Here is a 25,669-nt window from a genome sequence, read left to right on the forward strand (position 1 = left end):
TTCCGGAAACAAGCGTTTCGCGGTAAACGCAAGCAGAGTTTTGAGCGCGCCGGTCTGAGGCGTGCTATATACCGCGAACGACAGCCCGGAGCGTATTATGTCCGATCACATCATTCCTCATTTCCAGAACGACGCCGGCCATAATGCCATTGAAATCGGCGTAAAGGAATTCATGTGCGTCGGTGCGAACCCGCCTTTCGATCATCCGCATGTCTTCCTCGACATGGGCGACGAAAGCGAAGTGGTCTGCCCGTATTGCTCGACCCTTTATCGCTATAATGCCAAGCTGCATGCCGACGAAACCCTTCCGGCAGGCTGCACCTACGACGCCCCAGCCGACAAAGCGGCCTGATCAGCGTCTGTTTAAGCCCATCTCATCACAGCATTGGGCAAGAAGACCGATATGGGCAAAGGCCACATATTGATAGCAGGAGCCGGCGTCGCGGGATTGAGCGCGGCGCTGGAACTTGCAGCGCGGGGCTGGACCATCCAGCTCATCGAGAAAGCTTCCGCTCTTTCGGAAGTCGGCGCGGGCCTGCAACTGGCCCCAAACGCGATGCGTCACCTTGAGCGCCTCGGCGTTGCCGACAAGCTTGTTTCTCACACCGTAACACCTGAAAAACTTTATCTTGTTGACGGGCGCAAGGCGCGTCCCCTGCTCGCAATGGAGCTGGGCGATAAGGCCCGTCGGCGCTGGCGCCATGCCTATGTGGTCTGCCACCGCGCCGATCTGCAATCAGCTCTTTTGCAAGCCTGCGAGGAAAATCCAGCGATCCAGATCAGCCTCGGCAGCGAAATCCTCGACCATGCCGACCGCGACAATGGCATCGTGGCGACCGTCAAAAGCGAAAGCAGGACGTATACCCTTGAGGCCGATTATCTGATCGCCTGCGACGGGGTCTGGTCTGCGCAGCGTGCGTTTGCCGGTTACGACAAGGCGCAGTTCAGCGGCCATATTGCATGGCGCACCACATTGGCGACCGATGCCCTGCCCGCCTCTTTCCTGAGCGCTCTTCCTGAACGCAAGGCCGTATCCGCCTGGCTCGGCCCCGACATTCATTTCATCGCCTATCCCGTCAAAGCCGGAACCTTCTTCAATTTCGTTGCCATCACCGCAGGCGAAAATCCCGGCGAAAGCTGGTCGAAAGCCGGCGACCGCACAAAACTGCAGGCCGCGTATAGGAACTGGGCCAAGCCGGTTCGCGATGTGTTAGCCGCTGCCGAAGACTGGACCTATTGGCCGCTTTTTGAAATGGCGGAACCGCAGTTTTTGGGGCCCAACCGCACGGTGCTGCTCGGCGATGCATCCCATGCCGTTACGCCATTTGCCGCACAAGGTGCTGCGATGGCGATCGAGGACGCCGCCGCCCTTGCCGAAGCGCTTGATGCCGCCGATCGATCAGCGGGACTGCGCCGCTTCGATGCCATCCGCAAGGAAAGGATCGCCGCTGTCGCTAAACGCGGCCAGCTGAACCGCTTTGCCTATCACGCCACCGGACCGATGGCGCTTGGCCGCAACATGCTCTTTGCCCTGCGCCGTCCGGATACCTTCCTCAAGGATCTGGACTGGCTTTATGGCTATGATGCCGTTGCGGCCCTACGCGGATAGTCGGAAGTCAGGCTGCGTCGCGCGCAGCTTCCAGTGTCGCCACGTCGATCTTGACCATTTTCATCATGGCATCCGCCACGCGCTGGCGCACATCAGGTGCACCATTTTCCAGAATATCGAGCAACATGTCCGGCACGATCTGCCACGCGAAGCCGTATTTGTCGGTCAGCCAACTGCATTCCATCGGCGACCCGCCTTCCAGAAGCCTTTCCCAGAAGGCATCCACTTCCGCCTGATCCTTGCAGCGAACGATCAGCGAAGCCGCCGGTGAAAACTTGAACTGCGGACCACCGTTGAGGCCGCATATCTTCTGTCCATCAAGCGTGAAATTCGCCGTGACCGCCTGTTCCTCGTTTTGCTGGTGGCCATGCTTGAAGCGGATGAAGCCATCAATCGAAGCCGGTCGCCCACAGGCGCGGAAAATCGAAACGTAATGGTGGGCGGCTTCTTCCGCCTGCCCATCGAACCACAGGCAAATGGTGAGACCAGACATGGTCAATTCCTCCCTGTCTATTCGGTTTTTGTCAGCCCATGACCTTGGCGGCTTCTTCCATATCCATCCACATCAGCTCCCAGATATGGCCGTCCAGATCTTCAAAGCTGCGCCCATACATGAAACCATAGTCCTGCTTGGCCGCCGGATCGGCGCGACCGCCAGCCTTTGCGGCCTTTTCAACCGTATCATCCACCTCGGCCTTGCTGTCGGCAGAAAGGCAGACCAGCACTTCGCTGACCGCACCGGCATCGGCGATTTTCTTCGGCGTGAACTGGCTGAACTTTTCGTGATTGAGGATCATCGCGTGGATCGTATCGGAGAAAACCATGCAGGATGCGGTTTCGTCCGAGAACATCGGGTTCTTCTTTGCGCCAATGGCTTCATAAAAGCTCGTTGAGCGCGCGACGTCTTTTACAGGCAGATTCACGAAAATCATCTTCGGCATGTCATTTCCTCCATTGGCAGGGCGCGGCCCTGGCTCCATTGCTATCATTAGTCGCCCACTGCGCCCCGCCGCAGCGCCGGACATTTCTCAGCTGTTGTTCCGGCTTAAGTTTGCTTGAACATAATGACAGATAAGTTATAATAGGCAACCATGAAGTTAGAAAAAATAACTAGAACTGCAAAAAAGACGGCTAAACGCAGCTATGACGATGCGTGCGCTGCCGCGCATGGCCTTGATTTAATTGGAGAACGTTGGGCGTTGCTTGTCATGCGCGAATTACTGCTGGGACCGAAGCGCTTCAGCGATCTGCGCACCGATCTGCCGGGCGTCAGTGCGAATGTGCTCACCCAAAGGCTCGAAGGGCTGGAGCTGGCGGGCATTCTCCACAAGACCAAATTGCCCCCGCCTGCCTCCGTGCAGGTCTATGAACTCACCCAATGGGGCTATGAAAGCGAGCCGATCCTGCAAGCGCTTGGCCGCTGGGCTGCGCGCTCGCCGCTGCACGATCCGAATCTGCCGATCTCAACGGTTTCCTTCCTTCTATCCCTGCGCACCATGCTGGATAGCGGACGCGCCCATGGCATGAATGCGACCATCCACCTGCGGCTGGATGGGGAAGATTTCACCGCACGGCTGCATGACGGGACGCTGGACATCGCCCGCGGCAGGCCGGAGCGATACGATCTTTCGCTGCAAGGCGCGCCGCGTATGCTAGCCGCAACCATCTATGGCGGACAGCCATTGTCAGCGCTGGAGGAAGCCGGTCTGCTGATCGTCGAAGGGGATCGAGCCCTGGCAGAAAAACTTCGCACACTCTTCCCCCTGCCCGACAAGGCATCCCTGCCGGAATGAATATGCAACTTTTTGGTTGCTTATTTTTCCGACGTCTGTAAATTGGCAACCATTAAGTTGCCAATTACGGAGGATGAACGCTATGACCGTTGCAAGCACCACAGATCGCATTGAGAAAACCGTCGACATTCGCGCGGGCATTGAGCGCGTCTGGCGCGCTTTGACGGATCATGACGAGTTTGGACGCTGGTTTCGCGTCAAGCTCGATGGACCGTTCATCGTCGGCACAGCATCGACCGGCCACATCACCTATCCGGGTTTTGAGCATGTGCGCTGGGAATCCTTCATCAAGGATATGAAAGCGCCACATTATTTCGCTTTCACCTGGCATCCCTATGCCGTCGAACCCGACGTCGATTATTCCAAGGAGCCGCCGACGCTGGTGGAATTCAAGCTTGAACCGATCGATAACGGCACGCGCCTGACGGTTGTTGAAAGCGGTTTCGACGCCCTGCCCGCCGAGCGCCAGCCATTGGCGCTGCGCATGAACGAGGGCGGCTGGCAGGAGCAGGTCGGCAATATCAAGGCCCATGTCGAAAAATGAATGAAAGCGCGGCCCCACACGCCATGGAAATATCCGCAATTTTCGGGGCGCTTGCCGACCCGACGAGACTCGCTCTCATCGAAACCTTGAGTGACGGTGAGAGCCGTTCCATCGTGGTGCTGTCGCAGAATGGCAGCATCACGCGGCAGGCCGTGACCAAACACCTCTCCGTTCTCGAACAGGTGGGGCTGGTGCAGCGGGAAAAGATCGGGCGGGAAAGTCATTTCCGCCTGCATCCGGCTCCACTTGTCGACGCCCGCGCCTATCTGGCAGCCGTTTCAAGCCAATGGGACGATGCCTTGCAGCGCCTGCGCCATTTCGTGGAAGATTGAAAACACGCGGTCGATGGCAATGTGTAGGACTTTCAATAAAAACACCCGCCAGCACTACTGGCGGCTGTTTTTCAATTCACGCCCTTAACTGGATCAGTGCAGGATCTGGCTGAGGAACAGCTTGGTACGCTCATGCTGCGGATTGTCGAAGAACTCGTTCGGCGAATTCTGTTCGACGATTTGGCCCTGATCCATGAAGATCACGCGATTGGCGACCTGACGGGCGAAGCCCATTTCGTGCGTCACGCAGATCATGGTCATGCCTTCGGCTGCGAGGCTCACCATCGTATCGAGCACTTCCTTGACCATTTCCGGATCGAGCGCAGAAGTCGGCTCGTCGAACAGCATGACCTTCGGGTTCATGCACAGCGCACGGGCAATCGCCACGCGCTGCTGCTGGCCGCCGGAAAGCTGGCCCGGATATTTATTGGCCTGTTCGGGAATTTTTACGCGCGCCAGATAATGCATGGCGATTTCTTCCGCCTGCTTCTTTGGCATCTTGCGCACCCAGATCGGGGCCAGCGTGCAGTTTTCCAGAATGGTAAGGTGCGGGAAGAGATTGAAGTGTTGGAAAACCATGCCGACTTCGCGGCGCACTTCATCGATCTTCTTCAGGTCATTCGTAAGTTCGATCCCGTCAACGACGATCTTGCCCTTCTGGTGTTCCTCCAGGCGGTTGATGCAGCGGATCATCGTCGATTTTCCCGAGCCCGACGGACCAGCCACGACGATGCGCTCGCCGCGCATCACCTTCAGATTGATGTCGCGCAGGACATGAAACTCACCATACCACTTGTGCATATTGGTGATTTCGATGGCGACATCGGTTTTGGATACCTGCATCTTCGAGCGGTCAACCTCAACACCGAGCTCTGATTGCGGGAGGGCGCTTTGTGCACTCATTCCATTCTTCCCTTTTGTTCTTTTTATCGTTTGTGACCCGTGTCGAGCCGTCGTTCCATGAATATAGAGTATCGCGACATAGCGAAACAGAAAATCCAGAAAACAAAGCCCGCAAAGATCAGGCCGGTAGCAGGCGTCTGTGGAGAAGCCCAATTGGCATCGGAGAAGCTCTGGCGCACGATGCCCAGAAGATCGAACATGCCGATGATGTAGACGAGGCTCGTATCCTTGAAGAGCCCGATGAAGGTGTTCACAATACCCGGAATAACCAGTTTCAGCGCTTGTGGCAGGATAATGAGTCCAGTCTTCTGCCAGTAGCTGAGACCGAGCGCATCCGCGCCTTCATATTGCCCGCGCGAGATTGCCTGAAGTCCGCCGCGTACCACTTCCGCCATATAGGCCGATGCGAACAGCGCCACGCCGATCAGGGCCCGCAGCAATTTATCGAAGGTAACACCCGGCGGCAGGAACAGCGGCAGCATGACGCTCGCCATGAACAGCACCGTTACCAGTGGAACACCGCGCACCATTTCGATGAAAATGATGCTAAATGTCTTGATGACGGGCAGATGCGACCGGCGACCAAGCGCCAGCAGAATGCCGAGCGGCAACGAGACCGCGATCCCGACGAAGGACAGAACAAGCGTCACCAGAAGGCCGCCCCAAAGCGGCGTTTCCACGAAAGGCAGGCCGAACCAGCCGCCAACCAGCAGAAAGAACGCCACGAATGGAAAGACGAAGAAGAACGCAATGGCGTTGAGCGCCTTCTGTGGCACCTTCGGTATCATAAGCGGCACGAGAAGGATGACGAATAGCAAAGCCGTCAGATTGACCCGCCAGCGCTGATCGATGGGGTAGCGGCCATAGATGAACTGCTCATACTTGGCATGAACGAAAGCCCAGCAAGCCCCGGACCAGCCATCCGGCTGTGCGCCACCCTGTGCGACGGTCAGACAGGCGGTGCGGTCGGTTCCGCTCCACACCGCATTGATGAAGAGCCATTGAATGACCGAGGGCAGAAACCAGACCAGCAGAAACAGAGCGAAGATTGTTAGAGCCGCATCGGTCGGAGACGCGAAGAGATTGACGCGCAGCCAGTGCGAAAAGCCCTGCACGGACCGCGGCGGCTTTTCGCCATCAACCATTTGCGTGCGGATATATTGGAGATCGGCATTTTCCATGGTCATCTCTCCACCAGCGCCATTTTGGCGTTAAACCAGTTCATGATGGCGGATGTGACCAGGCTGATGCCCAGATAGATCACCATCCAGATCGCCACGACTTCAACCGACTGGCCGGTCTGGTTGAGGACCGTGCCGCCGACAGCGACCAAATCCGGATAGCCGATGGCAATTGCCAGCGAGGAGTTCTTGATAAGGTTCAGATACTGGCTCGAAAGAGGCGGGGTGATAATGCGTAGCGCCTGCGGCACGATGATCAGGGGCATGGTCGGACCAGGCCGCAGGCCAACCGCATAGGCCGCTTCCGTCTGCCCCCTGTTGACGCCGAGAATGCCCGCGCGAACCGTTTCAGCGATGAACGAGGCTGTATAGAAGGACAAGGCCAGGAAAAGCGCCAGGAATTCGGGCTTGATCTGGGCACCGCCCGTCAGATTGAATGTGCCGAGTTTCGGAACATCGAAGGAAATCGGAAAACCGGTCGCGATGAAGGCAACCAGTGGCAGACCGATAATCAATGCTATCGTCGCACGGATCGTATGGAAGGGCTGACCGGTCGCCATCTGCCGACGCTTGGCCCAGCGCGCCACCACGAAAGACGCGACGATACCCAGCACAAGCGCCACCGGAATAAGCCATGCTCTCTCACCCCAGACGGGTGCCGGCATGAAAAAACCGCGTGTATTGATATAGGTGTGCAACGGTCCGCTGATGCTTTCGCGCACGTTCGGTAAGGTGGACAGAATGCCGAAATACCAGAAGAAAATGACCAGCAGCGGCGGAATGTTGCGAAACACTTCAACATAGACTGTGCAGAGCTTGCGGATGAGCCAGTTGCGGGACAGACGACCGATACCGACGAGAAACCCGATGATCGAGGCTGTAATTACGCCCAAACCGGCAACATAGAGCGTGTTGACGAGCCCCACCAGAAAGGCCCTGGCATAAGTCGAATCGCTGTTATACGAAATCAGCGTCTGGCTGACATCGAAGCCCGCGCGGCCTTTCAAAAAGCCGAAGCCGGAGGCGATATTCGCGCGCTGCAGGTTGGTGACCGTGTTTCCGACGATCCAGTAGATCGCCGCCACGACCGCGACGAACACTAAAATCTGATAGAAGATGCCGCGAACGCGCGGATCGTACAGAAGTGAGGTTCCACCGCCACCATGGCGTTCAGTTGCAGAATAGGAAGCCATATGTTTCCTGTATCTTGGGCTCAGGCGCAAATTTTTCGGAACGGAAACGGCGCCCCGAAGCAGGCGCGTAATTCTCGAAACGACAATGCAGCCGAACCATTATTTCTTGCGACGGGCCGGTTCAAATGTCTGGCCAGCGAAATGCTATGCGCTATTGGGCAATCGCCCATATCAAATGCCTGTGCTGCGAAACAGATCCCGCTCCCCGCGGAAAAACCTGTTCTCAGAGGAATAAAGAGCCGACAAATCCGGCATGAGGCGGGTTCCAGTAGCCCCACCTCATGTCAGATGCAAAAACAGTCGTCCTTAACGAACAGGCATGCCGTATTGCAGGCCACCCTTCGACCACTGGGCATTGAGACCGCGCGCAATCTTGAGCGGGCTGCCGCTACCCAGATTGCGGTCGAACAATTCACCGTAATTACCGACACCCTTGATGATCTTGATGACCCAGTCATTATCGAGGCCGAGATCAGTACCGATTTTGGTGTCGGCTTCGGTGCCGAGCAGGCGCTTGATTTCCGGATTGTCGGAGTTCTTCATCTCATCGACATTCGCCTTGGTGATCCCGAATTCCTCGGCATTCAGCAAAGCATAATGCGTCCAGCGGACAACATCGGCCCACTTCGAATCGCCCTGACGGACGGCAGGTCCAAGCGGTTCCTTGGAAATGATTTCCGGCAGGATGACGTGATCGTCCGGATTGGCCAGTGTCAGGCGAATTGCATAGAGGCCGGACTGGTCGGTGGTGTAGGCGTCGCAACGGCCGGAATCGTAAGCCGCATTGGCTTCATCGACCTTTTCGAATACGACCGGGTTATATTCCATCTTATTGGAACGGAAATAGTCCGCCATGTTCAGCTCGGTCGTCGTACCGGCCTGAACGCAGATGGAAGCGCCCGAAAGCTGAAGCGCCGAGTTGATGCCGGAAAGCTTCTTCGAATTGATCATGAAGCCCTGACCGTCGAAATAGTTCACGCCCGGAAAATCAAGGCCGAGCGAGGTATCGCGGCTGATAGTCCAGGTCGTGTTGCGGATCAAAACATCGACTTCACCCGACTGAAGCGCCGTAAAGCGCTCCTTCGCATTGAGCGGCGTAAACTTCACCTTGGTCGGATCGCCGAAGATTGCGGACGCAACCGCGCGGCAATAATCGACGTCAAAGCCCGACCAGTCGCCCTTATCGTTCGTGGAAGCAAAACCGAGAAGACCGGTGTTCACGCCACATTGCACGAAGCCCTTTGCCTTAACGTCGGAAAGTGTGTCGGCGGATGCCCCCGAAGCTGCGCCGAACAGCGCTGCTGCACCCAATAATCCCATTACAATTGTATTTTTCATCTGGCCTGCAACCTTTTTGTTCCCTGGAAACGAAGGGCAAATCGCCCGAGCGTCTCTCTCATTGTTGTTGCATAGGTTTTTCTGGAAAAAGCTGTGCGCTCCTCCTCACCCCACGCTGCAATAGCAGACCGCCTCGCCCCTGACCGGTTTATCCCAGCCTCTTGATTATGTTCGAGCACAGCGGCGCCTGTCGCCTTCACCGCCTTATCGAAGGCGATATTTGGGCATTGGTCAAGTTAATAACGGCGGTAAAATCTGCGTTTCGTGGAAAAGCTTTGAAGGAGGGATCCATTTTTTACACGGTTTCCCAATTTCTGGGTAGTGCGGCTAACAAAGTTCGAGGTTTGACGTCTAAAGAAACAACCTTCAAGAAAATATTGTAATAACAAATATTTAAACGCGATAGGCTCTGCCGTGACGGTCCGTCATAGAAGAGAGCGCGGCCAGAATCACACCGTAGGAAGTGCCAGTTTATCATCCAACGAAAAAATAATATTTCGCGTCGCCAGGTAGCGAGCCACCCACCAGGTTGCGACACACCCAATCGTACAACCTGCCACAATGTCGGTCGGGAAATGCGCGCCGGCGGCAAGTCTGCTGATGCAGAACAACAGACCGACGACAATGATCGGCAGGCGCCAGCGCGGCAGATAAATGCTCAGCGATACCATCATGATCCCCGCCATCATGGAATGGCCGGACGGGAAGCTTTCATAAAGAAACTCGCCCTTGAACGGCGAGAAATAGGCAGCGCCATATTGGTCAAGCAAAAACGGGCGCGCGCGACCGATCGCCAGCTTGCCAATTTCCGACGGAATGCTGGCCACCACGATGGACGCCAGAACCAGCGTGGCCCAGCCGTGCCAGCGCATGAGAATAGGGCGCAATTGGCCCCGATAGCCGGGCGACAAGATGAAAGCGGTAACGAGCCAGACGACCAGCGCCACCGCCAGCCAGACGACCGTGCGGATCGCGTCAGTCACCGTTCGCAGAATTTCCATGACGATATTGCTGCTTCCAGCCGCCGCCCGGACGATATCGGCATCCCACAGATGCAGGATCAAAATAATGAAGGGTAGCAACACAACGATTGCCGTCATCTGCATCGTCCAGGAAGACGGTGCGCCCTTGTAGGCCGGTCGCAGACAAGCGCGAACAAGTTCGAGGGCCGCATAAACCGGATTGAGAAGCGTATTTTTCAAATCCGGTGATGACATTCCATTATTCCCTTTTCGCATCGCGTCTTGCGCTTCAAGCACTGAACGCGGGGTTGCATCCAGCCCTGACGCGGCTTATCGAATGGACTTCTAAATATTCCGCAACAGACGGAATCGATGATCTTTCTGCCAACCGCATCTGGTCGCATCCGGTAGACGGTACGACCATGCAGAGCTCTCTGAATGAGAACCGGCGGAATGCATGCAACATGGTCTGGAGGCATTTTCGTGGCTAAGCAGCAAGATGAGACGGCGAAACTGGGGATAAACACGCGATTGGCGCATGATGGCTATCAGCCACGCGACTATCACGGCTTCGTCAACCCACCCGTCGTCCGCGCTTCGACCGTGCTTTTCCCTGATGCCGAGACCATGGCGACCGGCAACCACAAATATACCTATGGCACGCGCGGAACCCCGACCAGCGATGCGCTTTGCGATGCGATCAATGCGCTGGAAGGCTCTGCCGGAACCGTCTGCGTTCCTTCCGGTCTGGCGGCAGTGACTGTACCACTTCTCGCATTCCTGTCTCCCGGCGATCACGCCTTGCTGGTCGATTCGATCTACAACCCGACCCGCCATTTTGCCGATACGATATTGAAGCGCATGGGCGTTGATGTCGAATATTACGACCCGGAAATCGGCGCGGGTATCGCAGCGCTTATGCGGCCCAATACCAAGGTCGTCTTCACGGAATCCCCTGGCTCCAACACTTTCGAGATGCAAGACATTCCGGCCATCGTAGAAGTCGCCCACAAGGGGGGCGCCATCGTGATGATGGATAACACCTGGGCGACTGCTGTTTATTTCAAGGCGCTCGACTTCGGCGTGGACATTACCATTCACGCCTCCACCAAATATCCGTCCGGTCATTCCGACATTCTGTTCGGCACTGTTTCAGCCAATGAAAAGTGTTGGCCGCAGCTTCTGGAAACACACGGCACGCTTGGCCTTTGCGCAAGCCCCGACGACACCTACCAGATCCTGCGCGGCATGCGCACGATGGGCATCCGTCTTGAACATCATCGCAAGAGCGCCCTTGAAGTTGCCCATTGGCTGGAAAGCCACCCTGCGGTCGCACAAGTTCTGCACCCGGCACTCGAAAGCCATCCAGGCCATGAAATATGGAAGCGCGACTTCACCGGCTCGTCAGGTATCTTTTCCTTTGTCTTGAAAAAAGGCGGACAGGCAGAAGCCCATGCCTTCCTCAACGCGTTGAAAATTTTCGGCCTTGGCTATTCCTGGGGTGGTTATGAGAGCCTGGCGCTGCAGGTGCGTGTTGCCGACCGCCTGATTGCCAAAGGCAATTATCCGGGTCCGGTCATCCGCCTCCAGATCGGCCTGGAAGACGTCGCGGACATCATCGCCGATCTTGAAAACGGCTTTGCAGCCATCTGACGGGCGAGATCGAATGTGAGCGCATGTCCGTTGCCTTGCAGCAGCCGGAATGCGCTCTATACTTTTCGCAAAGTGCTTTCAATGGCACTACATGATGCGCGGTGGCTTGACGGAAAACCACCAGCGCTGAAGGACGATATCATGATGAATGCAGTTTTCATTATTCAGGGTTTCATCGCCATCGGTCTGGCCGTCCTGGCGATTGCCGTCATTCTGCGTTATCGCCGCTAGTGGTCTGATTCCAACATTTGCATCCCTCGGGTCACGCCCTGTGCAAATTTTGGAATCAAAAAGATCACTAGTAACTATATGGATTTTTCGAATTTAACGTTCGTAACAGCGTATTTGTCAGCCGGGATTCGAACGTCAAATTCAATCCACTAGCCACTGTTTTCCCTGCAAATTCTCCTTTATTTTAGAGCAACCGATTTCAAGTCGAATCGTTCTTGTTGTATCGCTGCACTCACGGAGGACACAGAAATGCGGAAAGTAGCACTTGGACTGGTGGCGCTGATGGCAATTTCGGGCTGCACCACCACTGAAAAAGATCTCTCGATAGGCACCGGTGCAGGCGCTATTATTGGGGGCATTGCCGGTGGCGGACGCGGTGCTCTGATCGGTGCCGGCGCCGGCGCCCTTGGCGGTTTGCTCGTGCGCGAACTGCGTAACGGCAATTGCGAATATCGCAACCGCCACGGCAAGATCTACGTTGCGCCGTGCAAGCGGCGCTGAGAATAAATGAGTAAAGAAACTGCAATCAGAAGCGCCGGGTTATCCGGCGCTTTTTATTTGCATCGCACACTCTGATGCCGTCCCCTTTGGTCGTTTACCAAGATCAACAGAGGAACTTTCGCCTGATAGCCTCGTTTTATGAAAGATTGTCGTCATTCATCGCGATCATTCAGGGAGATGTTCGATGAAACTCGCTTTGAAAGCTGCTCTTGTCGTATTGGGAGTCTTGTCGGCTGGCGCGGCGCAGGCCGCAAACGCTATCTCCACCGCCAATCTCAATATTCGTACCGGCCCCGGCACCCGCTATGCGTCCATGGGTTCCATTCCAGGTGGCGCGCCGGTAACTGTGCATGGCTGCACGTCTGGTTATGGCTGGTGTCAGGTGAGCTATGGCGGGACCCGTGGCTGGTCGTCTTCGCGCTATATTGCTTTTCAGGAAGGAACAGTTGGCAGCGGCTATTCCAATGATTTTGGACGGAATGCCGCCCTTATCGGTATCCCGCTGATCGCCGGTGTGGCAATCGGCTCCGCACTCAACGACCGCGATGATTATTATTATCGGCGTGATTACTGGGGACGCCCGGATTATCGCTATCGAAACCGTCACTGGGATCATCGTCCCGGCTGGGATGGCGGACGCCCTGGCTGGCATGGCGGACGCCCCGGTGGCCATGGCCCACGCGCCTATATTCGCCGTGGTCACGAACCGCGCTAAGCCGACCATGAGAACATGAAAATGGCGGGGCCAAACCCCGCCATTTTTTATCATTCAGACACCGTCTGCGGGTTGAGATTCAGCATCGGGATCGAGCTATTCGGCAACATGGTCGACGGCAATTGGCCGTTCCATCGTTCAGCTTGTGTCAGCGAAACGAGACCCGGATTGTCCCGCAGCGCGTCGCCGCGTGCCTTGATAGCGGTTGCTTCCGCCTCGCCCCTCAGACGAATGGCTTCGGATTCAGCTTCGGCCTGAAGACGTACTGCATCGGCCTGCGCTTCGGCTTCTGCGCGGCGCGCATCGGCTTGCGCCTTGGCCTGCGTCACGGTGATTTCCGCCTGGACCTTTTCGCGCTCGGCATTCTGGCGCAAACGTTGCACTTCCACCTCGGCCAGCATGCGCTGTTCGATGGACTGTTCATAGGCGTCAGAGAAATCGATATTCTCAATCTGGACGCTATCGACGACCACCGGACCACGCACACTGTTCTGGATGGCTTCTGCAATCTCCTGATTGAGACGGCTGCGCTCCTGAATGGCGGTCACGGCATTGAACTTGCCGAACACCGTCTTGCTTTCCTCAAACACACGACGCTCGACGAGACGCGACAGTAGGCCATCCTCACCTCCATAATTCGCGTAGACCTCTTCAACCCGATCAGGCGGAATGCGATAATTAACCGACAGATTCATGGTCGCCGGTTGCTGGTCGCGGCTATAGGCTTCCATCTGATTATAGATCGCCGCTTTCGACTGTACCGAAACGCGCACGACGGAATCGATCACCGGGATCTTAACCCCAAGCCCCGGCTGAGCGACCCCAGCGCCCGCGCCATAGCGCAGAATAACGCCGCGTTCGCCTTCATCGATCGTGTACCACGAACCCAGAATAATACTGAGAAAACCCAGCCCGATGACCCCGGCCACCGCCGTTGGAATATAACGCATACCCTCTCCTCTTCACTTATTAAACCTTTGCTGAAATACACGCGAAAGCTGTAAACAAGAAAGACAATCGGGCTATATGCACCGGATATCGACAGTTTTACTGACGGAGGAGCGGGCTCAGACCGGCTTATGTTCTGCTAGTATAGGAGAAGCAGAACAGAGAATTGGGCTTGTCCTTACCGGGACGACATTTCTGCGGATGCTCAACGATACATCCGTCGGCTTGTACGCCCGTCGCCGCATAGCGCTGCAGTTGCATTCTTCGTGATGCCGGTCTGCAACGAGCAATTTCCTGTGCTCACGTACGTTGAAGTACGCTCCGCTCCGGTGCTCGAAAATCACTCGTTTCGCCACGGCCTGACGAATTTGCAACTATAGTGATAGGCAATTGTAGTGAGAAAAACGATAGCGAGCGAAATGAACAGGAATTTGGGAAAGGTGGCGATCCCGGCAGGATTCGAACCTGCGACCTACGGCTTAGAAGGCCGGTGCTCTATCCAGCTGAGCTACGGGACCCCGTCTTAAAGGCGAAGCCAATGAGAGTGCTCCGGGCTTTGGTAAAATCCGGAGCGGTGGTGTTCCGGCCTTATCGCGAATTGCAAGGCCCGGAAAGCTGTCAATGCGTCCAGGGCATCGTGCGGTCGAAGCGGAAATTGTCCGAATAGGACACCTTGCGGCGCTTCGGTTCGTTCGGCTCAACAACACGATAGGCAATCCCATAGCGCTTTGCATAAGCAACGGCGTCTTCCTGGCTATCGAAAGCGAGACGAATCTGGCTTTTCATATCGCCTGACGACGTGTAGCCCATCAGTGGCTCGACCTTGCGCGGACTTTCCGGCTCGTATTCGAGAATCCATTGATCTGTCTTGGCCTGACCGGACTGCATGGCAGTCTTAGCTGGACGGAAAATGCGTGCAACCATTTGAAGAACCTTGGACTATGCTCTTGTCGCCCCCTTAAGGGCTCGGAATTTCAACAAGGCAATAGTAGACCCACCAACCCATGTCAACGCGATAAAGTCGCGCGTCGTGAGCCAAGCACAGGATAGCTTGGTTTTTCAGTTCAATCATGGTGGGGGAAAAATGGTCGGAGCGAGAGGATTCGAACCTCCGACCCCCTGATCCCAAATCAGGTGCGCTACCAGACTGCGCTACGCTCCGTGGCCCTTTCGGACGTTGAGTTCCCTAGAGAATTCGCTTTCCCAAGGCAAGAGCTATTTTCAAACTTTCATAAAAAAATCGACCAGTTGACACAGATCGCGACCCGGCACCGCGAAAAGCTCGCTGGAATGCACCGGCCTGCGCATCGCAAGCCGGCGCAAATTCGCGGATAAAATCAGTCTTCCGAGCCGTAAGCGTCGAAATCGAAATATTTGTCGTTGATTTCCTTGTATTTTCCGTTGGCACGGATGGCCTTGATGGCGGCATTGAACTTTTCAAGCAGTTCCGGCCGCCCCTTCTTTAAGGCAACGCCCACGCCCACACCGTGAATTTCCGGGTCTGGCGGATAGGTGCCGACCATCTTGCAGCAGGCGCCGTCTGGCGTCTTTAGCCACTCGGCCAGAGTGACGCTGTCGTCATTGGCGGCATCCAGACGTCCATTGGCGAGATCGAGCCGATATTCGTCCGCCGTCGGATAAGCCTTGATCGTGCTGTCAGTAAAGGCATGTTCGGCATAATTAGCGTGTGTGGTCGAAACCTGAACGCCGACCGTCTTGCCTGCGAGATCCGCTTTGGTCACGCCCTTGATATCGCTATCCTTCGGAACGGCAATGCCTGGAGGCGTGTTGTAATATTTGTTGGAGAAGTCGACCTGCTTCTTGCGTTCTTCCGTGATCGACATGGACGACACATAGGCATCGAATTTATCGGCCTGCAGCGCCGGGATTGTCCCATCCCATTCCTGCGTGATGAAAGTGCATTCGGCCTTCATTTCATCGCAGAGCGCTTTGGCGATATCCACGTCGAAGCCAGACAAAGTGCCATCCGGATTGATGAAATTGAAAGGAGGATAGGCGCCTTCGGTGCCGATGATGAGTTTCAGTGGCGCTTCGGCATTCGCACCAGTCGTTGCCAGACCGCCGATCATGGTTGCCATGGTCGCAATTGATGCCGCCATGACGACACGCTTCAAGACACGCATTTAAAATTCTCCCAAATTGCTCTGGCTGGTTCCCTTATTGATATGCCGACCCAGCCGTCGGCAGGGTATTCACAACCAGTCAACGCAAATTGACGACTCGCAGTGCCTTCCCCCGCTCTATCAATAGATGTTTCTTTGAAATCTGGACAATGCTTTTCATGTGAAAGCTTCAGTATGAGCCTTCACCCGCGATTCGCGTCAGCGAAGCGTCGCGCCGTGTCATTCAGCGAACGGCGATGAAAGGGTGGTGCAGCTCTACCTACCCGGTTCTAACCAAATAGCCCGACAAACATCCACACGACGATGGACGCCATCAGACTGGCAATCAACACGGTCAGAACCTCTGTTCCCTGTCTGCCCTGACGAACATTCTGTGCCTCGAATTCCTTCGGCGGCAATGCGCGCGTGACCATGACAGCCTCCTCTCAAAGAGGCCTTTTATTATGCGCGGGAATAACGACGAAAAAGCGGCTTGTAACGGCGTGTAATTTCCCGATGGAGGGTCAGTTCTGATATCGCGTCAGCTGGACAAACATAGTGTTTTCCCGTGCTTGGACAGCATATCCGTGCCTAAAGTATCAGAAGAGTCAGAATTGACAGTCCTGGTAAAGTAAGTTTACCAATCAAGCGTCTACAGAAGTAATCTAAAGGCAAGAGGCACCTCCAAGGAAAAGACGGTGTCCGTCGCCTCTTCATCGGCGCACCGCATGATGAAGCATTTTGCATTGAAGAGAGGAACGTTTTCAGTCCAGGAAGGGAGGAAACCATGCCCTGGAATCAAGTATATGACCCTTTGGGCAGCATGTTTTGGTCAACATTGCTTGCCGCTTTGCCAATTGTCGTCCTGTTGGGCGGCATCGGCTTTCTCCATATGAAAGCCCATACTGCAGCAATACTCGGTCTTCTGACCGCTCTCGTCATAGCCGTCATTGGATTTGGAATGCCCGCCGACAAGGCCGGCGCAACCGCAGTATATGGCGCAGCCTACGGCCTTCTGCCCATCGGCTGGATCATTCTGAACGTCATTTTTCTCTATCGGCTCACCGAACAGACCGGCCAATTCAACATCCTGCGCGATTCGATCGCCGGGATTACACCTGATCGCCGTCTCCAGCTTCTGTTCATCGCCTTTTCCTTCGGCGCCTTTTTTGAAGGTGCGGCGGGGTTCGGCACGCCTGTGGCTGTCACCGCTGCGATGCTCATGGGGCTGGGCTTTGCCCCTCTCCCGGCGGCGGGCCTGTCGCTGATCGCAAACACCGCGCCTGTCGCCTATGGCGCGCTTGGAACACCGGTCATCGCGCTTTCCGCCGTGACTGGCATCGACCTTCTGCAACTATCCGGCATGATCGGACGGCAATTGCCGTTCTTCTCGGTTATCGTGCCCTTCTGGCTGATCTGGGCCTTTGCCGGGCGGAAGGGTATGCTGGAGGTCTGGCCAGCCTTGCTGGTTGCCGGTGTAGCCTTTGCTGTTCCGCAATATCTGGTTTCAAACTTCCATGGTCCGTGGCTCGTCGACGTGATAGCCGCCGTCTGTTCCATGGCAGCGCTCGCCGGATTTCTGCGGATATGGCAGCCGAAACGTATATGGACTTCGACAAGCCTTGATGCGGATGAGGTCGCCGCGCCCTATACCCCACCGCAGAAACATGCGACCGGAACCGTTTTCCGAGCTTGGCTGCCATGGCTCATCCTGTCGGTCTTCGTGTTTCTCTGGGGCACGCCGCAGTTCCGCACATGGCTTGATTCGCTCTGGGTGCTGAAAGTTCAGGTGCCTTATCTGCATAATCTGGTGTTCAAGGTACCGCCTGTCGTTGCCGAAGCCCATGCAGAAGCGGCGGTCTATACGCTTAACCTGTTGTCGGCCACCGGGTCGGGCATCCTGCTTTCCGCCATCGTGGCCGGGCTGGTTCTTGGCTTCAATCCATTCAAACTGGTGAAAGAATACGGCAGGACCGCCTATGTGGTGCGTTTCTCGCTCATCACTATCGCGGCCATGCTGGCGCTCGGCTATGTCACCCGTTATTCCGGTACGGACGCGACACTCGGCCTTGCATTCGCGCAGACTGGCTGGGTCTATCCGTTCTTCGGCGCGATGCTGGGCTGGCTCGGCGTTGCCCTCACCGGCTCGGACACCGCATCCAACGTGCTTTTCGGCGGATTGCAAAAAATCACCGCCGAACAGCTCGGCCTTTCGCCGGTGCTGATGGCCGCCTCGAATTCCTCGGGCGGCGTCATGGGCAAGATGATCGACGCGCAATCCATTGTCGTCGCGTCCACGGCAACCCAGTGGTACGGGCATGAATCGAAGATTCTGCGCTATGTGTTCTTCCACTCGATTGCACTGGCGTCGCTCATCGGCCTTCTCGTGATGGCACAAGCCTATCTGCCGCCTTTCACCCATATGGTTCCAGCAGAAGCGCTGCCCGCCATAACCCATTGATCGTGAAGAAGGTCACGGAGAACCCACGCGAGCGGATGCTGCGTGGGTTTTCGTATCGGAACCGATGCCGCGTTCAGGCGTTCCATTCTCATCCATTACGTTAAGGAGTCGAATGTGAATAGAAACGGGCTTTATCTGATTATCGGCGCGTTGATCGTCGTTGCGGCTGGTCTGGCTTTTTACGTCTATCGCGAAGAAACGAAACCCGCCGGGATTGAGTTAAAAATTGGAGAAGGCGGTGTTTCCGTTCAGGAAAATTGAGGCCTGAAAAGGTTATAAACATATAAACCGATTTAGATTTCAAGCGCTTACGCTTTGTGATGGAACGTTCTGAACAGCTTCATGTTATTTGCTTCGCCAGTTAAACGGAGGATCGAAATGAGTATCCAGACTGTTTCCGATGAACTTTATCGTCGTCATGAACGCGAATGGGCCCAGTGGCGCGAGGCAGTTGAAGAGCAGGAATCGAACCAGAGGCAACAGGATAAGGTTTCCGGCGAAGCTTCTTGCGACGGTAATACGTCCGGACATTGATCGGCTTCTTTTCGAAGAATTGGATGCGCCGCGAAAGCGGCGTTTTCCATTTGTGGCGTGCCGCTCCCCCGCCAAGCCAAGGTAACGAAATGCGAAGGAAGACTTGTTAGCGTCTGATAATCGCGATTCGAACAGGGGTCAGACATATGGCTGCACGCAAGCCCACCCGAAAAGCTGCACCGAGAAAAAGGGCCCGTTCCAACAAGGGCGGATCTGGTTCGTCTGCGCCCGTTCTGGCGCTGGCAGCCATTCTCGGTCTCGGCGCGTTCAGCCTGTGGGCCACATCGCAGCATAAAAGCCCGCAGGACGCACTGACCGCTCTGTTCCAGCGTTCCGCGACCAATCCATTCGCATCGACCGCGCCCCGCATGGAGAGCAAGCCGACCGTTGCCGCCAAGGCTCCAGAGCCGACCGTGCCGTCCAAGGATAAGGACTATGGCGCTGCCGTTGGTCCTGTGCCGCGTCCCTCTGCACCCGTAGCGCCTGTCGTACAGAAGCCCGTTCAGCAGGCAGCAGTGCAAGCCCCCACTCAAGTGACCGTTCAGGCGCCAAAGCCGCTACGTCCGACCAATCAGGTCGTCGCGTCAGCGCCGACAGGTCCTCATATGATGCCGCCGCGGGGCGTCAACACGCCCGCGCATTCGCCCTCGGTAGTCTATGCCCGGACGCAGCTCACCATCCACAAAAACGCCTGGGACAAATCCGCAGCCATCGGCACCGTGGAAAAAGGACGCGAGATGCGCTCCTACGGCAAGACCGGTCGCTGGCATCGCATCATCGTGCCTAAGACCAATATGATTGGTTGGGTTCATGAAGATCAGCTGGTCGGCGGTCGCAACAAGCCCGACAGTGCGACGCTGATTACCGGCTCGGTGACCAAGAAGCCGGAAATCGCAAAAACCGCGCCTGTTCAGACGCAATCGCGCATTGTGCCACTGAAATCCGTGGGCGATAAAAACTAGGCCTTCTGGGATTCCACGGCCATGGCTGCAATCTGCGGATCGCCGGGGAGATATTCAAACCCGGCCTCGATCAGCGACGATGTATCCGCCGTCAGATCGCCGAAAAGCTGCTCATAAAGGCCCTTTTTGCCGAGCGATGTCAGTAATAGGCGCATCAGCACGGGCGGCACGGGAAGAAGCCGCGTCGGACGCCCCATGGCGCTGCGGGCGATGGATACCAACTCCCGTGTTGAACGCGGCTTGGGTTCGGCCAGATGGAACACGCGCCCCGCGACCTTGTCCGCCGGAGCCTGTGCCAGAAAGGCGAGCGCGCGGGCGGCATTCTGTAAGGATACGAAGCTGCGCCGATTGTTCGCCATGCCGAAGGGCAGCGGCAAAGCGCCATCGCAGTGCTTCATCAGTGCTCGCAGATTGGCGCGCGCGCCGGGACCGTAGACAAGCACGGGCCGCGCAATCACAATCTCGATGCCGGTCATCGCCAGCAGAGCCGCTTCCGCCTTTGCCTTGGCGCGTCCATAGCCGTCGTCTGCCCTTGGCGCTAGCGGCATCTCGGGCGTCAACGGCGATGGATTTCCGGCAATGGTGTAGATGGTCGAAACGAAGATGAAGCGGTTTACGCCCGCCTGCTTGGCCCTCGCGGCAAGCTCCACCGTCAGCCGGTGATTGACGGCATCGAAAGCATCGGCATCCGGTCGTTCAGCGCCCGTGCGATGCGCAAGGGCCGCGCAATGCACGACCGTCTCAATGCCCGAAAAGTCCGCATCTGCCAGATCGTTGCGAGAGAGGGGCGTGACCTGATGGCCTTCCTGGCTCAGCTGCCGCGCAACTGCGCTGCCGATAAACCCGCCTGCCCCGGTGACGACAATCCTCACAGTCAGCCTGCCTTGTCGCCTGTTTGGCCATCAGTATCGGCCAGCACCTGTGACGCCAGCGCCCGCGTAATGCGGGACTTCTGCTCCAGTGCTGCCCGGTCAAGCTTATCGACGATTTGAATCGCAGACAGAAGCGAGCGTTCAATCCGGCTGACCAGATAGGTCACGACATGCGGCTCGACACTGACCTGACGATCCGCAAAGAGCTTATGAATGACGCCCGACAGCAGCAGATCGTCCGGCTCGGCGATTTCAACCACGGTTGCCGCTTTCAGCCGCGATGCGAGATCGGGCAGCTTTACGTTCCAGTTCGCGGGCCACAGGCGCGACGTCATCAACAGTGACGGCCCGAAACCCTGCGCTGCATGTTGGCGAACGCTGTTGATCAGGTGAAACAGCCCCGTTTCATCGAAGGGCGCGCCGCCAATATCGTCGATCAGCACGGCGCGCTCTGCCGCAGCCTGCACGATTTCATCTGAAATGCGTGTTGGATCGACCAGAAGCGCATCCGTGCCCGCGCGCCAGACTTCTGCGAGATGCGTCTTGCCCGCACCGGTAGGCCCGGCCAGAATCGTCACCGGCGACACCCAGTTCGGCCAGCGGTCGATAAGGTCGACCGCCGCACGGTTTGAGCCCGTGACGATCAGATCCTCGCGGTGATAACCGGGCTGGTGTTCGAGATTCAGCGGAATCTGACGCGGGGCGTCACGCATCGCTGCCTCCCGCACACCCATCCAGATTGCGGTTCAGTCTCATTTGTCTCTGCCTGCGTTCGGGCCTGCATTCTCGCCTGCCTCGATCAGCGGTCCCGCGTCCGGGTCGCGACGACGAAAGGCTGGATCGTACATCGGTGAATTGAGATAGCGATTCAAGGCAAAACGCACAAGCACCCCGACTGCTGCCGCAGCAGGCACCGCGACCAGCATTCCGGTGAAGCCGAACAGTGAACCGAACGCGAACAGAGCGAACATCAGCCATACCGGATGGAGGCCGACTGACGAGCCGACCAGCTTGGGCTGGAGGATGTTTCCCTCCACGAACTGGCCGATGAAAAACACCGCCGCAACGGCGCAGATCATGATCCAGTCCGGCCAGAACTGCACCAGAGCCACACCAATAGCGAGTGCCAAACCGACAAACGAGCCGATATAGGGAATGAAGGAGATCAGACCGGCAAAAAAGCCGATCAACAGGCCGAAATTGAGCCCTGTAAGGGTCAGTCCGAGGGCATAATAGGTGCCCAGAATAAGGCAGAGTGTGCCCTGCCCGCGAATAAAGCCTGCAACCGCTGCATTCATCTCGCGCGCGATCTGGCGCACCGTATGAAGCTGCGCGCGCGGCACCCAGGAATCGATGCGGTTGACCATGCGGTCCCAGTCGAGAAGCATGTAGAAGGCGACCACCGGCGTAACCACGAAAAGCCCTGCAATATCGATCAGCGATTTCCCCGAATTCCACAGGGACTGAAGCAGCGTGGTCATGAAACCAGCACCCTGCTGAAGCAGCGCGCTGAGATTTTGCTGAATGACCGAACTGTCGATGCCGATATATTTCTTCAGCCATTGCGAGTTCTCATTGGCGAGCAATGACTGCAACTGGGTGATATATCCCGGCACTTTGGAAATGAAATCGGCAAGCTGCGTTGCCAGAATAGGCACGATGATCATCAGGCCGACGACAAGCGCAATCAGGAAAACGAGCAGGATGACGACGGTTGCCGTCAGACGCGACAGGCCGAAGCGCTGAAGCCGGTCAGCCACCGGGTCAAGGAAATAAGCCAGAGCCATGCCCGCCACAAAGGGCAGCAGAACCGAGCTGAATACCACCAGGAAAAACACGAACACGGCCATTGTCGCGACCCAGAACATCGCCTGACGCCGGACCGTCGTTCCCGTCAAACTGCCGACTTCGACATTGACGTGGATATTGCCGTCCGAGGCGACGGCGTCCGTCTGACGAATGATCTTGCTGCCAGCCGCCTTGTTCGTATCCGTCTTGGTGCTCGTCTGGCGTGTCGGCGTCGGTTTCTTGACCATATGGTTCCGTTCTCTGCAAAGACCTGCTGGCAAAACAATATCTGAATTGCATTACCGTCATCTTATCGCTGATGCACGGCTCATTCCTTTTCGAGAGTAGACCGGACTGTGCGAAATGCAAAGCCAGCACAACAGACATCTGTATTGACACGAACATGGCCGGTCATTCGAAAAACTGGGCAGAATCCACCAGGGTTTTGCGCTTTTCCCGCTTCATGACCTTGCGGGCAAAGCCATCTCGTGTCATTGCGCGCAAGGGTCTAAACTCGATTAGGATTTGGAGCGCGGTATGACCTCGGAAAACAAGCTCGCCGGCCAGAATGGCCTGACCTATGCGCAGGCAGGTGTCGATATCGATGCCGGAAACCTGATGGTTGAAAAGATCAAGCCGCTGGTGCGTTCTACGCGCCGCCCCGGGGCGGATGGCGAAATCGGCGGTTTCGGTGGTCTCTTTGACCTTAAAGCGGCAGGCTTCAAAGACCCGGTTCTGGTCGCCGCCAATGATGGCGTGGGCACCAAGCTGAAGATCGCCATCGACGCCGACAAGCACGATACGGTCGGCATCGACCTCGTCGCCATGTGCGTGAACGATCTGGTCGTGCAGGGCGCGGAGCCGCTTTTCTTCCTCGATTATTATGCAACCGGCAAGCTGTCGCCCGATCAGGGCGTCGACATCGTTGCAGGCATCGCCGAAGGCTGCCGTCAGGCTGGCTCGGCGCTGATCGGTGGCGAAACCGCTGAAATGCCCGGCATGTATCGCGACGGCGATTACGATCTGGCCGGTTTTGCCGTTGGTGCAGCAGAGCGCGACCGGCTGTTGCCGCGCGGCGATATTGCCGAAGGCGATATCATTCTCGGCCTCGCCTCATCCGGCGTTCATTCCAATGGCTTCTCGCTGGTGCGGCGCATCGTTGAACTGTCCGGCCTCGGCTGGAAGTCCGACGCGCCATTCCAGCCGGGTTCGACGCTGGGCGAAGCGCTTCTCACTCCGACACGCATTTATGTGAAGCCGCTGCTTGCAGCCATCCGCGCTTCCGATGGTATCAAGGCGCTGGCGCATATCACCGGCGGCGGTTTCCCCGACAATATTCCGCGCGTTCTGCCGGAAGGTCTGGCTGCCGAAGTCAATCTGAGTGCCATCGCCGTTCCACCGGTTTTCTCCTGGCTTGCCAAAACTGGCGGCGTGGAGCCTGTCGAAATGCTGCGCACCTTCAATTGCGGCATCGGCATGATCGCCGTTGTCACGCCTGAAAAGGTTGACGAAGTGGTCGCAGCCCTCGTCGCTGAAGGCGAACAGGTCGTCACGCTCGGTCGCATGATTACGCGTGAGAAGGACGGCGTCGTCTATAAGGGCACGCTCGCGCTATGAGCCGCAAACGGGTCGTCATCTTCATCTCCGGCGGCGGCTCCAATATGGAGGCGCTGATCCGGGCAGCGCAGACACCCGACTTCCCGGCGGAAATCGTCGCGGTCTTTTCGGATAAGGCAGAAGCAGGCGGCATCGCAAAAGCGCGGGCCGCCGGTATCGCCACGCAGGTTTTCACGCGCAAGGATTTTGCGTCGAAGGACGAGCATGAAGATGCCATCCTCGCCGCATTGGCTACGCTGGAACCCGATTTTCTCTGCCTTGCTGGCTATATGCGGCTGCTGTCCGGGCGTTTTATCGCGCCCTATGAAGGACGCATTCTCAATATCCACCCTTCCCTGTTGCCGCTCTTTCCCGGTCTTCACACGCATCAGCGCGCCATCGATGCAGGCGTCAAGCTTGCAGGCTGCACCGTGCATCTGGTGACGGAAGGCATGGATGAAGGCCCTATTCTGGCTCAGGCAGCCGTGCCGGTCGTTGACGGCGATACCGCCGACACGCTGGCGGCACGCGTTTTGAAAGCCGAACATCGGATTTATCCGCTTGTTCTGCGACAGTTTGCCAGCGGCCAGAAGGACGAGGATGCGTCGCCAGCCAACGCTATGCTCGTGAGCGCCTAAGCGCGCTTACGCGCGACAAATTCATCACATCCCAAGTTTTTTGTTAATAAAACTTTAATCTCCCGCAAAAAGCTCTAATTCGCTTTTGTAACGGAACTTGCTTCGGCAATCCCCGTTATTGAGACGAGGCTTTCAGATTCGTCTCTTTCAATATGTGTTCAAGAAGAGGACAAGATCATGTCTCTCCGTTTTTCGACTTCCTTCCTGTCTGCAATGGCCGTCTTTTCCGGCATTGCTGTCACCGCTCCCGCCATCGCAGCAGACTACGTAGCTCCTCCCGCTTCAGGTCGCACGCAGCCGCGCTCGGAAGTCGGCACTCTCACCTGCGACATTTCCCCGGCGATCGGTGTGATCATCGGCAGCCAGCAGGAAGTTGATTGTGTATTCCGTCCTGCGCGCCGTGGTAATCCTTTGGAACATTACACGGGCACCATCACCAAGCTCGGCGTCGACGTCGGCTTCATCAATGGCGGAACTGTTGCCTGGGCTGTCTGGGCTCCGACCGTTCGTCCAGAAGGCGCGCTCAAGGGCCGTTACGTCGGCGCTTCGGCTAATGCAGCGATCGGCGTCGGTTTCGGCACGAACATTCTGACCGGCGGTTCGTGGAAGACGATCTCGCTGCAGCCGATTTCGGTACAAGGCCAGCGCGGTCTGAATGCAGCTGTGGGTGTGTCCAAGCTGAAGCTGAACTACGCCGGTTAATTGTTAGCCTGCTTTACGAAAAAGCCGCGCCGAAGACATTCGGCGCGGCTTTTTGTTGGAATTTGATGGCCTCTAACCTGGTCTGGTCAC

At 56.7% G+C, this 25,669-nt stretch carries 30 protein-coding genes and 2 tRNA genes; 16 read left to right on the forward strand and 16 right to left on the reverse strand.

Annotation, left to right across the window (positions count from 1 at the left end):
- The first annotated feature begins 97 nt into the window (after nt 1-97).
- Both JAU75_RS03490 and JAU75_RS03495 read left to right on the forward strand, forming a co-directional pair.
- Complete coding sequence (locus JAU75_RS03490) at nt 98-352, forward strand: zinc-finger domain-containing protein (RefSeq protein ID WP_199054588.1); 255 nt, start codon at nt 98-100, stop codon at nt 350-352.
- A 51-nt stretch (nt 353-403) separates the two neighbouring features.
- On the forward strand, nt 404-1,609 hold the full coding sequence (locus tag JAU75_RS03495; protein ID WP_199054590.1) for an FAD-binding protein: 1,206 nt from the start codon (nt 404-406) through the stop codon (nt 1,607-1,609).
- A 7-nt stretch (nt 1,610-1,616) separates the two neighbouring features.
- Here JAU75_RS03495 and JAU75_RS03500 read toward each other — a convergent pair whose 3' ends face one another.
- Nucleotides 1,617-2,102, reverse strand: a complete 486-nt coding sequence (locus JAU75_RS03500; RefSeq protein WP_199054592.1) for a VOC family protein — start codon at nt 2,100-2,102, stop codon at nt 1,617-1,619.
- Between the two features lie 31 nt (nt 2,103-2,133).
- Nucleotides 2,134-2,550, reverse strand: a complete 417-nt coding sequence (locus JAU75_RS03505; protein ID WP_199054594.1) for a VOC family protein — start codon at nt 2,548-2,550, stop codon at nt 2,134-2,136.
- 150 nt (nt 2,551-2,700) lie between these two features.
- On the opposite strand from JAU75_RS03505, the gene JAU75_RS03510 reads away from it, so the two are divergent.
- The 3 genes from JAU75_RS03510 to JAU75_RS03520 all read left to right on the forward strand — a co-directional run bounded on the left by JAU75_RS03510 (nt 2,701) and on the right by JAU75_RS03520 (nt 4,278).
- Nucleotides 2,701-3,402: a helix-turn-helix domain-containing protein gene (locus JAU75_RS03510; protein ID WP_199054596.1), complete on the forward strand. Its 702-nt coding sequence runs from the start codon at nt 2,701-2,703 to the stop codon at nt 3,400-3,402.
- Between the two features lie 82 nt (nt 3,403-3,484).
- Complete coding sequence (locus JAU75_RS03515) at nt 3,485-3,946, forward strand: SRPBCC family protein (protein ID WP_199054597.1); 462 nt, start codon at nt 3,485-3,487, stop codon at nt 3,944-3,946.
- 23 nt (nt 3,947-3,969) lie between these two features.
- Nucleotides 3,970-4,278, forward strand: coding sequence for a metalloregulator ArsR/SmtB family transcription factor (locus JAU75_RS03520; RefSeq protein ID WP_199054598.1), 309 nt, complete (start codon nt 3,970-3,972; stop codon nt 4,276-4,278).
- A 93-nt stretch (nt 4,279-4,371) separates the two neighbouring features.
- Here the strand turns inward: JAU75_RS03520 and JAU75_RS03525 are convergent, their stop codons facing one another.
- From JAU75_RS03525 to lpxE, 5 genes are all read right to left on the reverse strand, one after another.
- Complete coding sequence (locus JAU75_RS03525) at nt 4,372-5,181, reverse strand: amino acid ABC transporter ATP-binding protein (RefSeq protein WP_199054599.1); 810 nt, start codon at nt 5,179-5,181, stop codon at nt 4,372-4,374.
- 23 nt (nt 5,182-5,204) lie between these two features.
- Nucleotides 5,205-6,362, reverse strand: a complete 1,158-nt coding sequence (locus JAU75_RS03530; RefSeq protein ID WP_199054600.1) for an amino acid ABC transporter permease — start codon at nt 6,360-6,362, stop codon at nt 5,205-5,207.
- A 2-nt stretch (nt 6,363-6,364) separates the two neighbouring features.
- On the reverse strand, nt 6,365-7,555 hold the full coding sequence (locus JAU75_RS03535) for an amino acid ABC transporter permease (protein ID WP_199054601.1): 1,191 nt from the start codon (nt 7,553-7,555) through the stop codon (nt 6,365-6,367).
- 306 nt (nt 7,556-7,861) lie between these two features.
- Entirely contained in the window at nt 7,862-8,893 is a 1,032-nt protein-coding gene (locus tag JAU75_RS03540; RefSeq protein ID WP_199054603.1) for an amino acid ABC transporter substrate-binding protein, read from the reverse strand.
- Nucleotides 8,894-9,342: 449 nt separating this feature from the next.
- On the reverse strand, nt 9,343-10,110 hold the full coding sequence (gene lpxE / locus JAU75_RS03545) for a lipid A 1-phosphatase LpxE (RefSeq protein ID WP_199054611.1): 768 nt from the start codon (nt 10,108-10,110) through the stop codon (nt 9,343-9,345).
- A 228-nt stretch (nt 10,111-10,338) separates the two neighbouring features.
- On the opposite strand from lpxE, the gene JAU75_RS03550 reads away from it, so the two are divergent.
- The 4 genes from JAU75_RS03550 to JAU75_RS03565 all read left to right on the forward strand — a co-directional run bounded on the left by JAU75_RS03550 (nt 10,339) and on the right by JAU75_RS03565 (nt 12,955).
- A complete protein-coding gene (locus JAU75_RS03550; protein ID WP_199054613.1) occupies nt 10,339-11,508 on the forward strand; it encodes a cystathionine beta-lyase in 1,170 nt (389 codons plus the stop codon).
- An 81-nt stretch (nt 11,509-11,589) separates the two neighbouring features.
- Complete coding sequence (locus JAU75_RS03555; protein ID WP_199054954.1) at nt 11,590-11,739, forward strand: hypothetical protein; 150 nt, start codon at nt 11,590-11,592, stop codon at nt 11,737-11,739.
- A gap of 249 nt (nt 11,740-11,988) precedes the next feature.
- Entirely contained in the window at nt 11,989-12,240 is a 252-nt protein-coding gene (locus JAU75_RS03560; RefSeq protein ID WP_199054614.1) for a YMGG-like glycine zipper-containing protein, read from the forward strand.
- 184 nt (nt 12,241-12,424) lie between these two features.
- Nucleotides 12,425-12,955 (forward strand): SH3 domain-containing protein, encoded by a 531-nt coding sequence (locus JAU75_RS03565; protein WP_199054615.1) that lies wholly within the window; start codon nt 12,425-12,427, stop codon nt 12,953-12,955.
- Between the two features lie 50 nt (nt 12,956-13,005).
- On the opposite strand, the gene JAU75_RS03570 is transcribed toward JAU75_RS03565, so the two are convergent.
- The 6 genes from JAU75_RS03570 to JAU75_RS03595 all read right to left on the reverse strand — a co-directional run bounded on the left by JAU75_RS03570 (nt 13,006) and on the right by JAU75_RS03595 (nt 16,460).
- Entirely contained in the window at nt 13,006-13,905 is a 900-nt protein-coding gene (locus tag JAU75_RS03570) for a prohibitin family protein (protein ID WP_199054616.1), read from the reverse strand.
- A 439-nt stretch (nt 13,906-14,344) separates the two neighbouring features.
- Nucleotides 14,345-14,421: transfer RNA gene (locus JAU75_RS03575), tRNA-Arg, on the reverse strand.
- Between the two features lie 100 nt (nt 14,422-14,521).
- On the reverse strand, nt 14,522-14,827 hold the full coding sequence (locus tag JAU75_RS03580; protein ID WP_199054617.1) for an ETC complex I subunit: 306 nt from the start codon (nt 14,825-14,827) through the stop codon (nt 14,522-14,524).
- A 161-nt stretch (nt 14,828-14,988) separates the two neighbouring features.
- A tRNA-Pro gene (locus tag JAU75_RS03585) sits at nt 14,989-15,065 on the reverse strand.
- A gap of 175 nt (nt 15,066-15,240) precedes the next feature.
- Nucleotides 15,241-16,023, reverse strand: coding sequence for an ABC transporter substrate-binding protein (locus JAU75_RS03590; RefSeq protein WP_371836112.1), 783 nt, complete (start codon nt 16,021-16,023; stop codon nt 15,241-15,243).
- A 293-nt stretch (nt 16,024-16,316) separates the two neighbouring features.
- Complete coding sequence (locus tag JAU75_RS03595; RefSeq protein WP_199054619.1) at nt 16,317-16,460, reverse strand: hypothetical protein; 144 nt, start codon at nt 16,458-16,460, stop codon at nt 16,317-16,319.
- A 353-nt stretch (nt 16,461-16,813) separates the two neighbouring features.
- Between JAU75_RS03595 and JAU75_RS03600 the strand changes: the two genes are divergently transcribed.
- The 4 genes from JAU75_RS03600 to JAU75_RS03615 all read left to right on the forward strand — a co-directional run bounded on the left by JAU75_RS03600 (nt 16,814) and on the right by JAU75_RS03615 (nt 19,983).
- Complete coding sequence (locus JAU75_RS03600) at nt 16,814-18,487, forward strand: L-lactate permease (protein ID WP_199054620.1); 1,674 nt, start codon at nt 16,814-16,816, stop codon at nt 18,485-18,487.
- Nucleotides 18,488-18,529: 42 nt separating this feature from the next.
- The gene (locus tag JAU75_RS03605) at nt 18,530-18,748 is read left to right on the forward strand and encodes a hypothetical protein (protein ID WP_199054956.1); all 219 of its coding nucleotides are present in this window, start codon (nt 18,530-18,532) and stop codon (nt 18,746-18,748) included.
- Between the two features lie 117 nt (nt 18,749-18,865).
- A complete protein-coding gene (locus tag JAU75_RS03610; protein ID WP_199054622.1) occupies nt 18,866-19,021 on the forward strand; it encodes a hypothetical protein in 156 nt (51 codons plus the stop codon).
- Between the two features lie 146 nt (nt 19,022-19,167).
- On the forward strand, nt 19,168-19,983 hold the full coding sequence (locus JAU75_RS03615) for a hypothetical protein (RefSeq protein WP_199054624.1): 816 nt from the start codon (nt 19,168-19,170) through the stop codon (nt 19,981-19,983).
- On the opposite strand, the gene JAU75_RS03620 is transcribed toward JAU75_RS03615, so the two are convergent.
- From JAU75_RS03620 to JAU75_RS03630, 3 genes are read right to left on the reverse strand one after another with little or no spacing between them, the layout of a single operon-like run.
- Nucleotides 19,980-20,855, reverse strand: a complete 876-nt coding sequence (locus tag JAU75_RS03620; protein ID WP_199054632.1) for an NAD-dependent epimerase/dehydratase family protein — start codon at nt 20,853-20,855, stop codon at nt 19,980-19,982. The genes JAU75_RS03615 and JAU75_RS03620 overlap by 4 nt on opposite strands.
- A gap of 2 nt (nt 20,856-20,857) precedes the next feature.
- Complete coding sequence (hdaA, locus tag JAU75_RS03625) at nt 20,858-21,568, reverse strand: DnaA regulatory inactivator HdaA (protein ID WP_371836104.1); 711 nt, start codon at nt 21,566-21,568, stop codon at nt 20,858-20,860.
- A 39-nt stretch (nt 21,569-21,607) separates the two neighbouring features.
- Nucleotides 21,608-22,891 (reverse strand): AI-2E family transporter, encoded by a 1,284-nt coding sequence (locus tag JAU75_RS03630; RefSeq protein ID WP_199054636.1) that lies wholly within the window; start codon nt 22,889-22,891, stop codon nt 21,608-21,610.
- Nucleotides 22,892-23,180: 289 nt separating this feature from the next.
- On the opposite strand from JAU75_RS03630, the gene purM reads away from it, so the two are divergent.
- The 3 genes from purM to JAU75_RS03645 all read left to right on the forward strand — a co-directional run bounded on the left by purM (nt 23,181) and on the right by JAU75_RS03645 (nt 25,579).
- The gene (purM, locus tag JAU75_RS03635; RefSeq protein WP_199054638.1) at nt 23,181-24,260 is read left to right on the forward strand and encodes a phosphoribosylformylglycinamidine cyclo-ligase; all 1,080 of its coding nucleotides are present in this window, start codon (nt 23,181-23,183) and stop codon (nt 24,258-24,260) included.
- Nucleotides 24,257-24,877 carry a phosphoribosylglycinamide formyltransferase gene (gene purN, locus JAU75_RS03640; RefSeq protein WP_199054640.1) on the forward strand — a complete coding sequence of 207 codons (621 nt, stop codon included), beginning with the start codon at nt 24,257-24,259 and terminating at the stop codon, nt 24,875-24,877. The genes purM and purN overlap by 4 nt, the downstream gene beginning before the upstream one ends.
- A 177-nt stretch (nt 24,878-25,054) precedes the next feature.
- Nucleotides 25,055-25,579 (forward strand): DUF992 domain-containing protein, encoded by a 525-nt coding sequence (locus JAU75_RS03645; protein ID WP_199054642.1) that lies wholly within the window; start codon nt 25,055-25,057, stop codon nt 25,577-25,579.
- Nucleotides 25,580-25,669: the final 90 nt, after the last annotated feature.

Source organism: Ochrobactrum sp. Q0168 (assembly GCF_016427605.1).
GTDB lineage: Bacteria > Pseudomonadota > Alphaproteobacteria > Rhizobiales > Rhizobiaceae > Brucella.

Bases quoted from the DNA above. Each gene is read 5' to 3' on its own strand.
- JAU75_RS03490 (WP_199054588.1), top strand. From the start codon at position 98: ATGTCCGATCACATCATTCCTCATTTCCAGAACGACGCCGGCCATAAT.
- JAU75_RS03495 (WP_199054590.1), top strand. From the start codon at position 404: ATGGGCAAAGGCCACATATTGATAGCAGGAGCCGGCGTCGCGGGATTG.
- JAU75_RS03500 (WP_199054592.1), bottom strand. From the start codon at position 2,102: ATGTCTGGTCTCACCATTTGCCTGTGGTTCGATGGGCAGGCGGAAGAA.
- JAU75_RS03505 (WP_199054594.1), bottom strand. From the start codon at position 2,550: ATGCCGAAGATGATTTTCGTGAATCTGCCTGTAAAAGACGTCGCGCGC.
- JAU75_RS03510 (WP_199054596.1), top strand. From the start codon at position 2,701: ATGAAGTTAGAAAAAATAACTAGAACTGCAAAAAAGACGGCTAAACGC.
- JAU75_RS03515 (WP_199054597.1), top strand. From the start codon at position 3,485: ATGACCGTTGCAAGCACCACAGATCGCATTGAGAAAACCGTCGACATT.
- JAU75_RS03520 (WP_199054598.1), top strand. From the start codon at position 3,970: ATGGAAATATCCGCAATTTTCGGGGCGCTTGCCGACCCGACGAGACTC.
- JAU75_RS03525 (WP_199054599.1), bottom strand. From the start codon at position 5,181: ATGAGTGCACAAAGCGCCCTCCCGCAATCAGAGCTCGGTGTTGAGGTT.
- JAU75_RS03530 (WP_199054600.1), bottom strand. From the start codon at position 6,362: ATGGAAAATGCCGATCTCCAATATATCCGCACGCAAATGGTTGATGGC.
- JAU75_RS03535 (WP_199054601.1), bottom strand. From the start codon at position 7,555: ATGGCTTCCTATTCTGCAACTGAACGCCATGGTGGCGGTGGAACCTCA.
- JAU75_RS03540 (WP_199054603.1), bottom strand. From the start codon at position 8,893: ATGAAAAATACAATTGTAATGGGATTATTGGGTGCAGCAGCGCTGTTC.
- lpxE (WP_199054611.1), bottom strand. From the start codon at position 10,110: ATGTCATCACCGGATTTGAAAAATACGCTTCTCAATCCGGTTTATGCG.
- JAU75_RS03555 (WP_199054954.1), top strand. From the start codon at position 11,590: ATGGCACTACATGATGCGCGGTGGCTTGACGGAAAACCACCAGCGCTG.
- JAU75_RS03560 (WP_199054614.1), top strand. From the start codon at position 11,989: ATGCGGAAAGTAGCACTTGGACTGGTGGCGCTGATGGCAATTTCGGGC.
- JAU75_RS03565 (WP_199054615.1), top strand. From the start codon at position 12,425: ATGAAACTCGCTTTGAAAGCTGCTCTTGTCGTATTGGGAGTCTTGTCG.
- JAU75_RS03570 (WP_199054616.1), bottom strand. From the start codon at position 13,905: ATGCGTTATATTCCAACGGCGGTGGCCGGGGTCATCGGGCTGGGTTTT.
- JAU75_RS03580 (WP_199054617.1), bottom strand. From the start codon at position 14,827: ATGGTTGCACGCATTTTCCGTCCAGCTAAGACTGCCATGCAGTCCGGT.
- JAU75_RS03590 (WP_371836112.1), bottom strand. From the start codon at position 16,023: ATGGCGGCATCAATTGCGACCATGGCAACCATGATCGGCGGTCTGGCA.
- JAU75_RS03595 (WP_199054619.1), bottom strand. From the start codon at position 16,460: ATGGTCACGCGCGCATTGCCGCCGAAGGAATTCGAGGCACAGAATGTT.
- JAU75_RS03600 (WP_199054620.1), top strand. From the start codon at position 16,814: ATGCCCTGGAATCAAGTATATGACCCTTTGGGCAGCATGTTTTGGTCA.
- JAU75_RS03610 (WP_199054622.1), top strand. From the start codon at position 18,866: ATGAGTATCCAGACTGTTTCCGATGAACTTTATCGTCGTCATGAACGC.
- JAU75_RS03615 (WP_199054624.1), top strand. From the start codon at position 19,168: ATGGCTGCACGCAAGCCCACCCGAAAAGCTGCACCGAGAAAAAGGGCC.
- hdaA (WP_371836104.1), bottom strand. From the start codon at position 21,568: ATGCGTGACGCCCCGCGTCAGATTCCGCTGAATCTCGAACACCAGCCC.
- JAU75_RS03630 (WP_199054636.1), bottom strand. From the start codon at position 22,891: ATGGTCAAGAAACCGACGCCGACACGCCAGACGAGCACCAAGACGGAT.
- purM (WP_199054638.1), top strand. From the start codon at position 23,181: ATGACCTCGGAAAACAAGCTCGCCGGCCAGAATGGCCTGACCTATGCG.
- purN (WP_199054640.1), top strand. From the start codon at position 24,257: ATGAGCCGCAAACGGGTCGTCATCTTCATCTCCGGCGGCGGCTCCAAT.
- JAU75_RS03645 (WP_199054642.1), top strand. From the start codon at position 25,055: ATGTCTCTCCGTTTTTCGACTTCCTTCCTGTCTGCAATGGCCGTCTTT.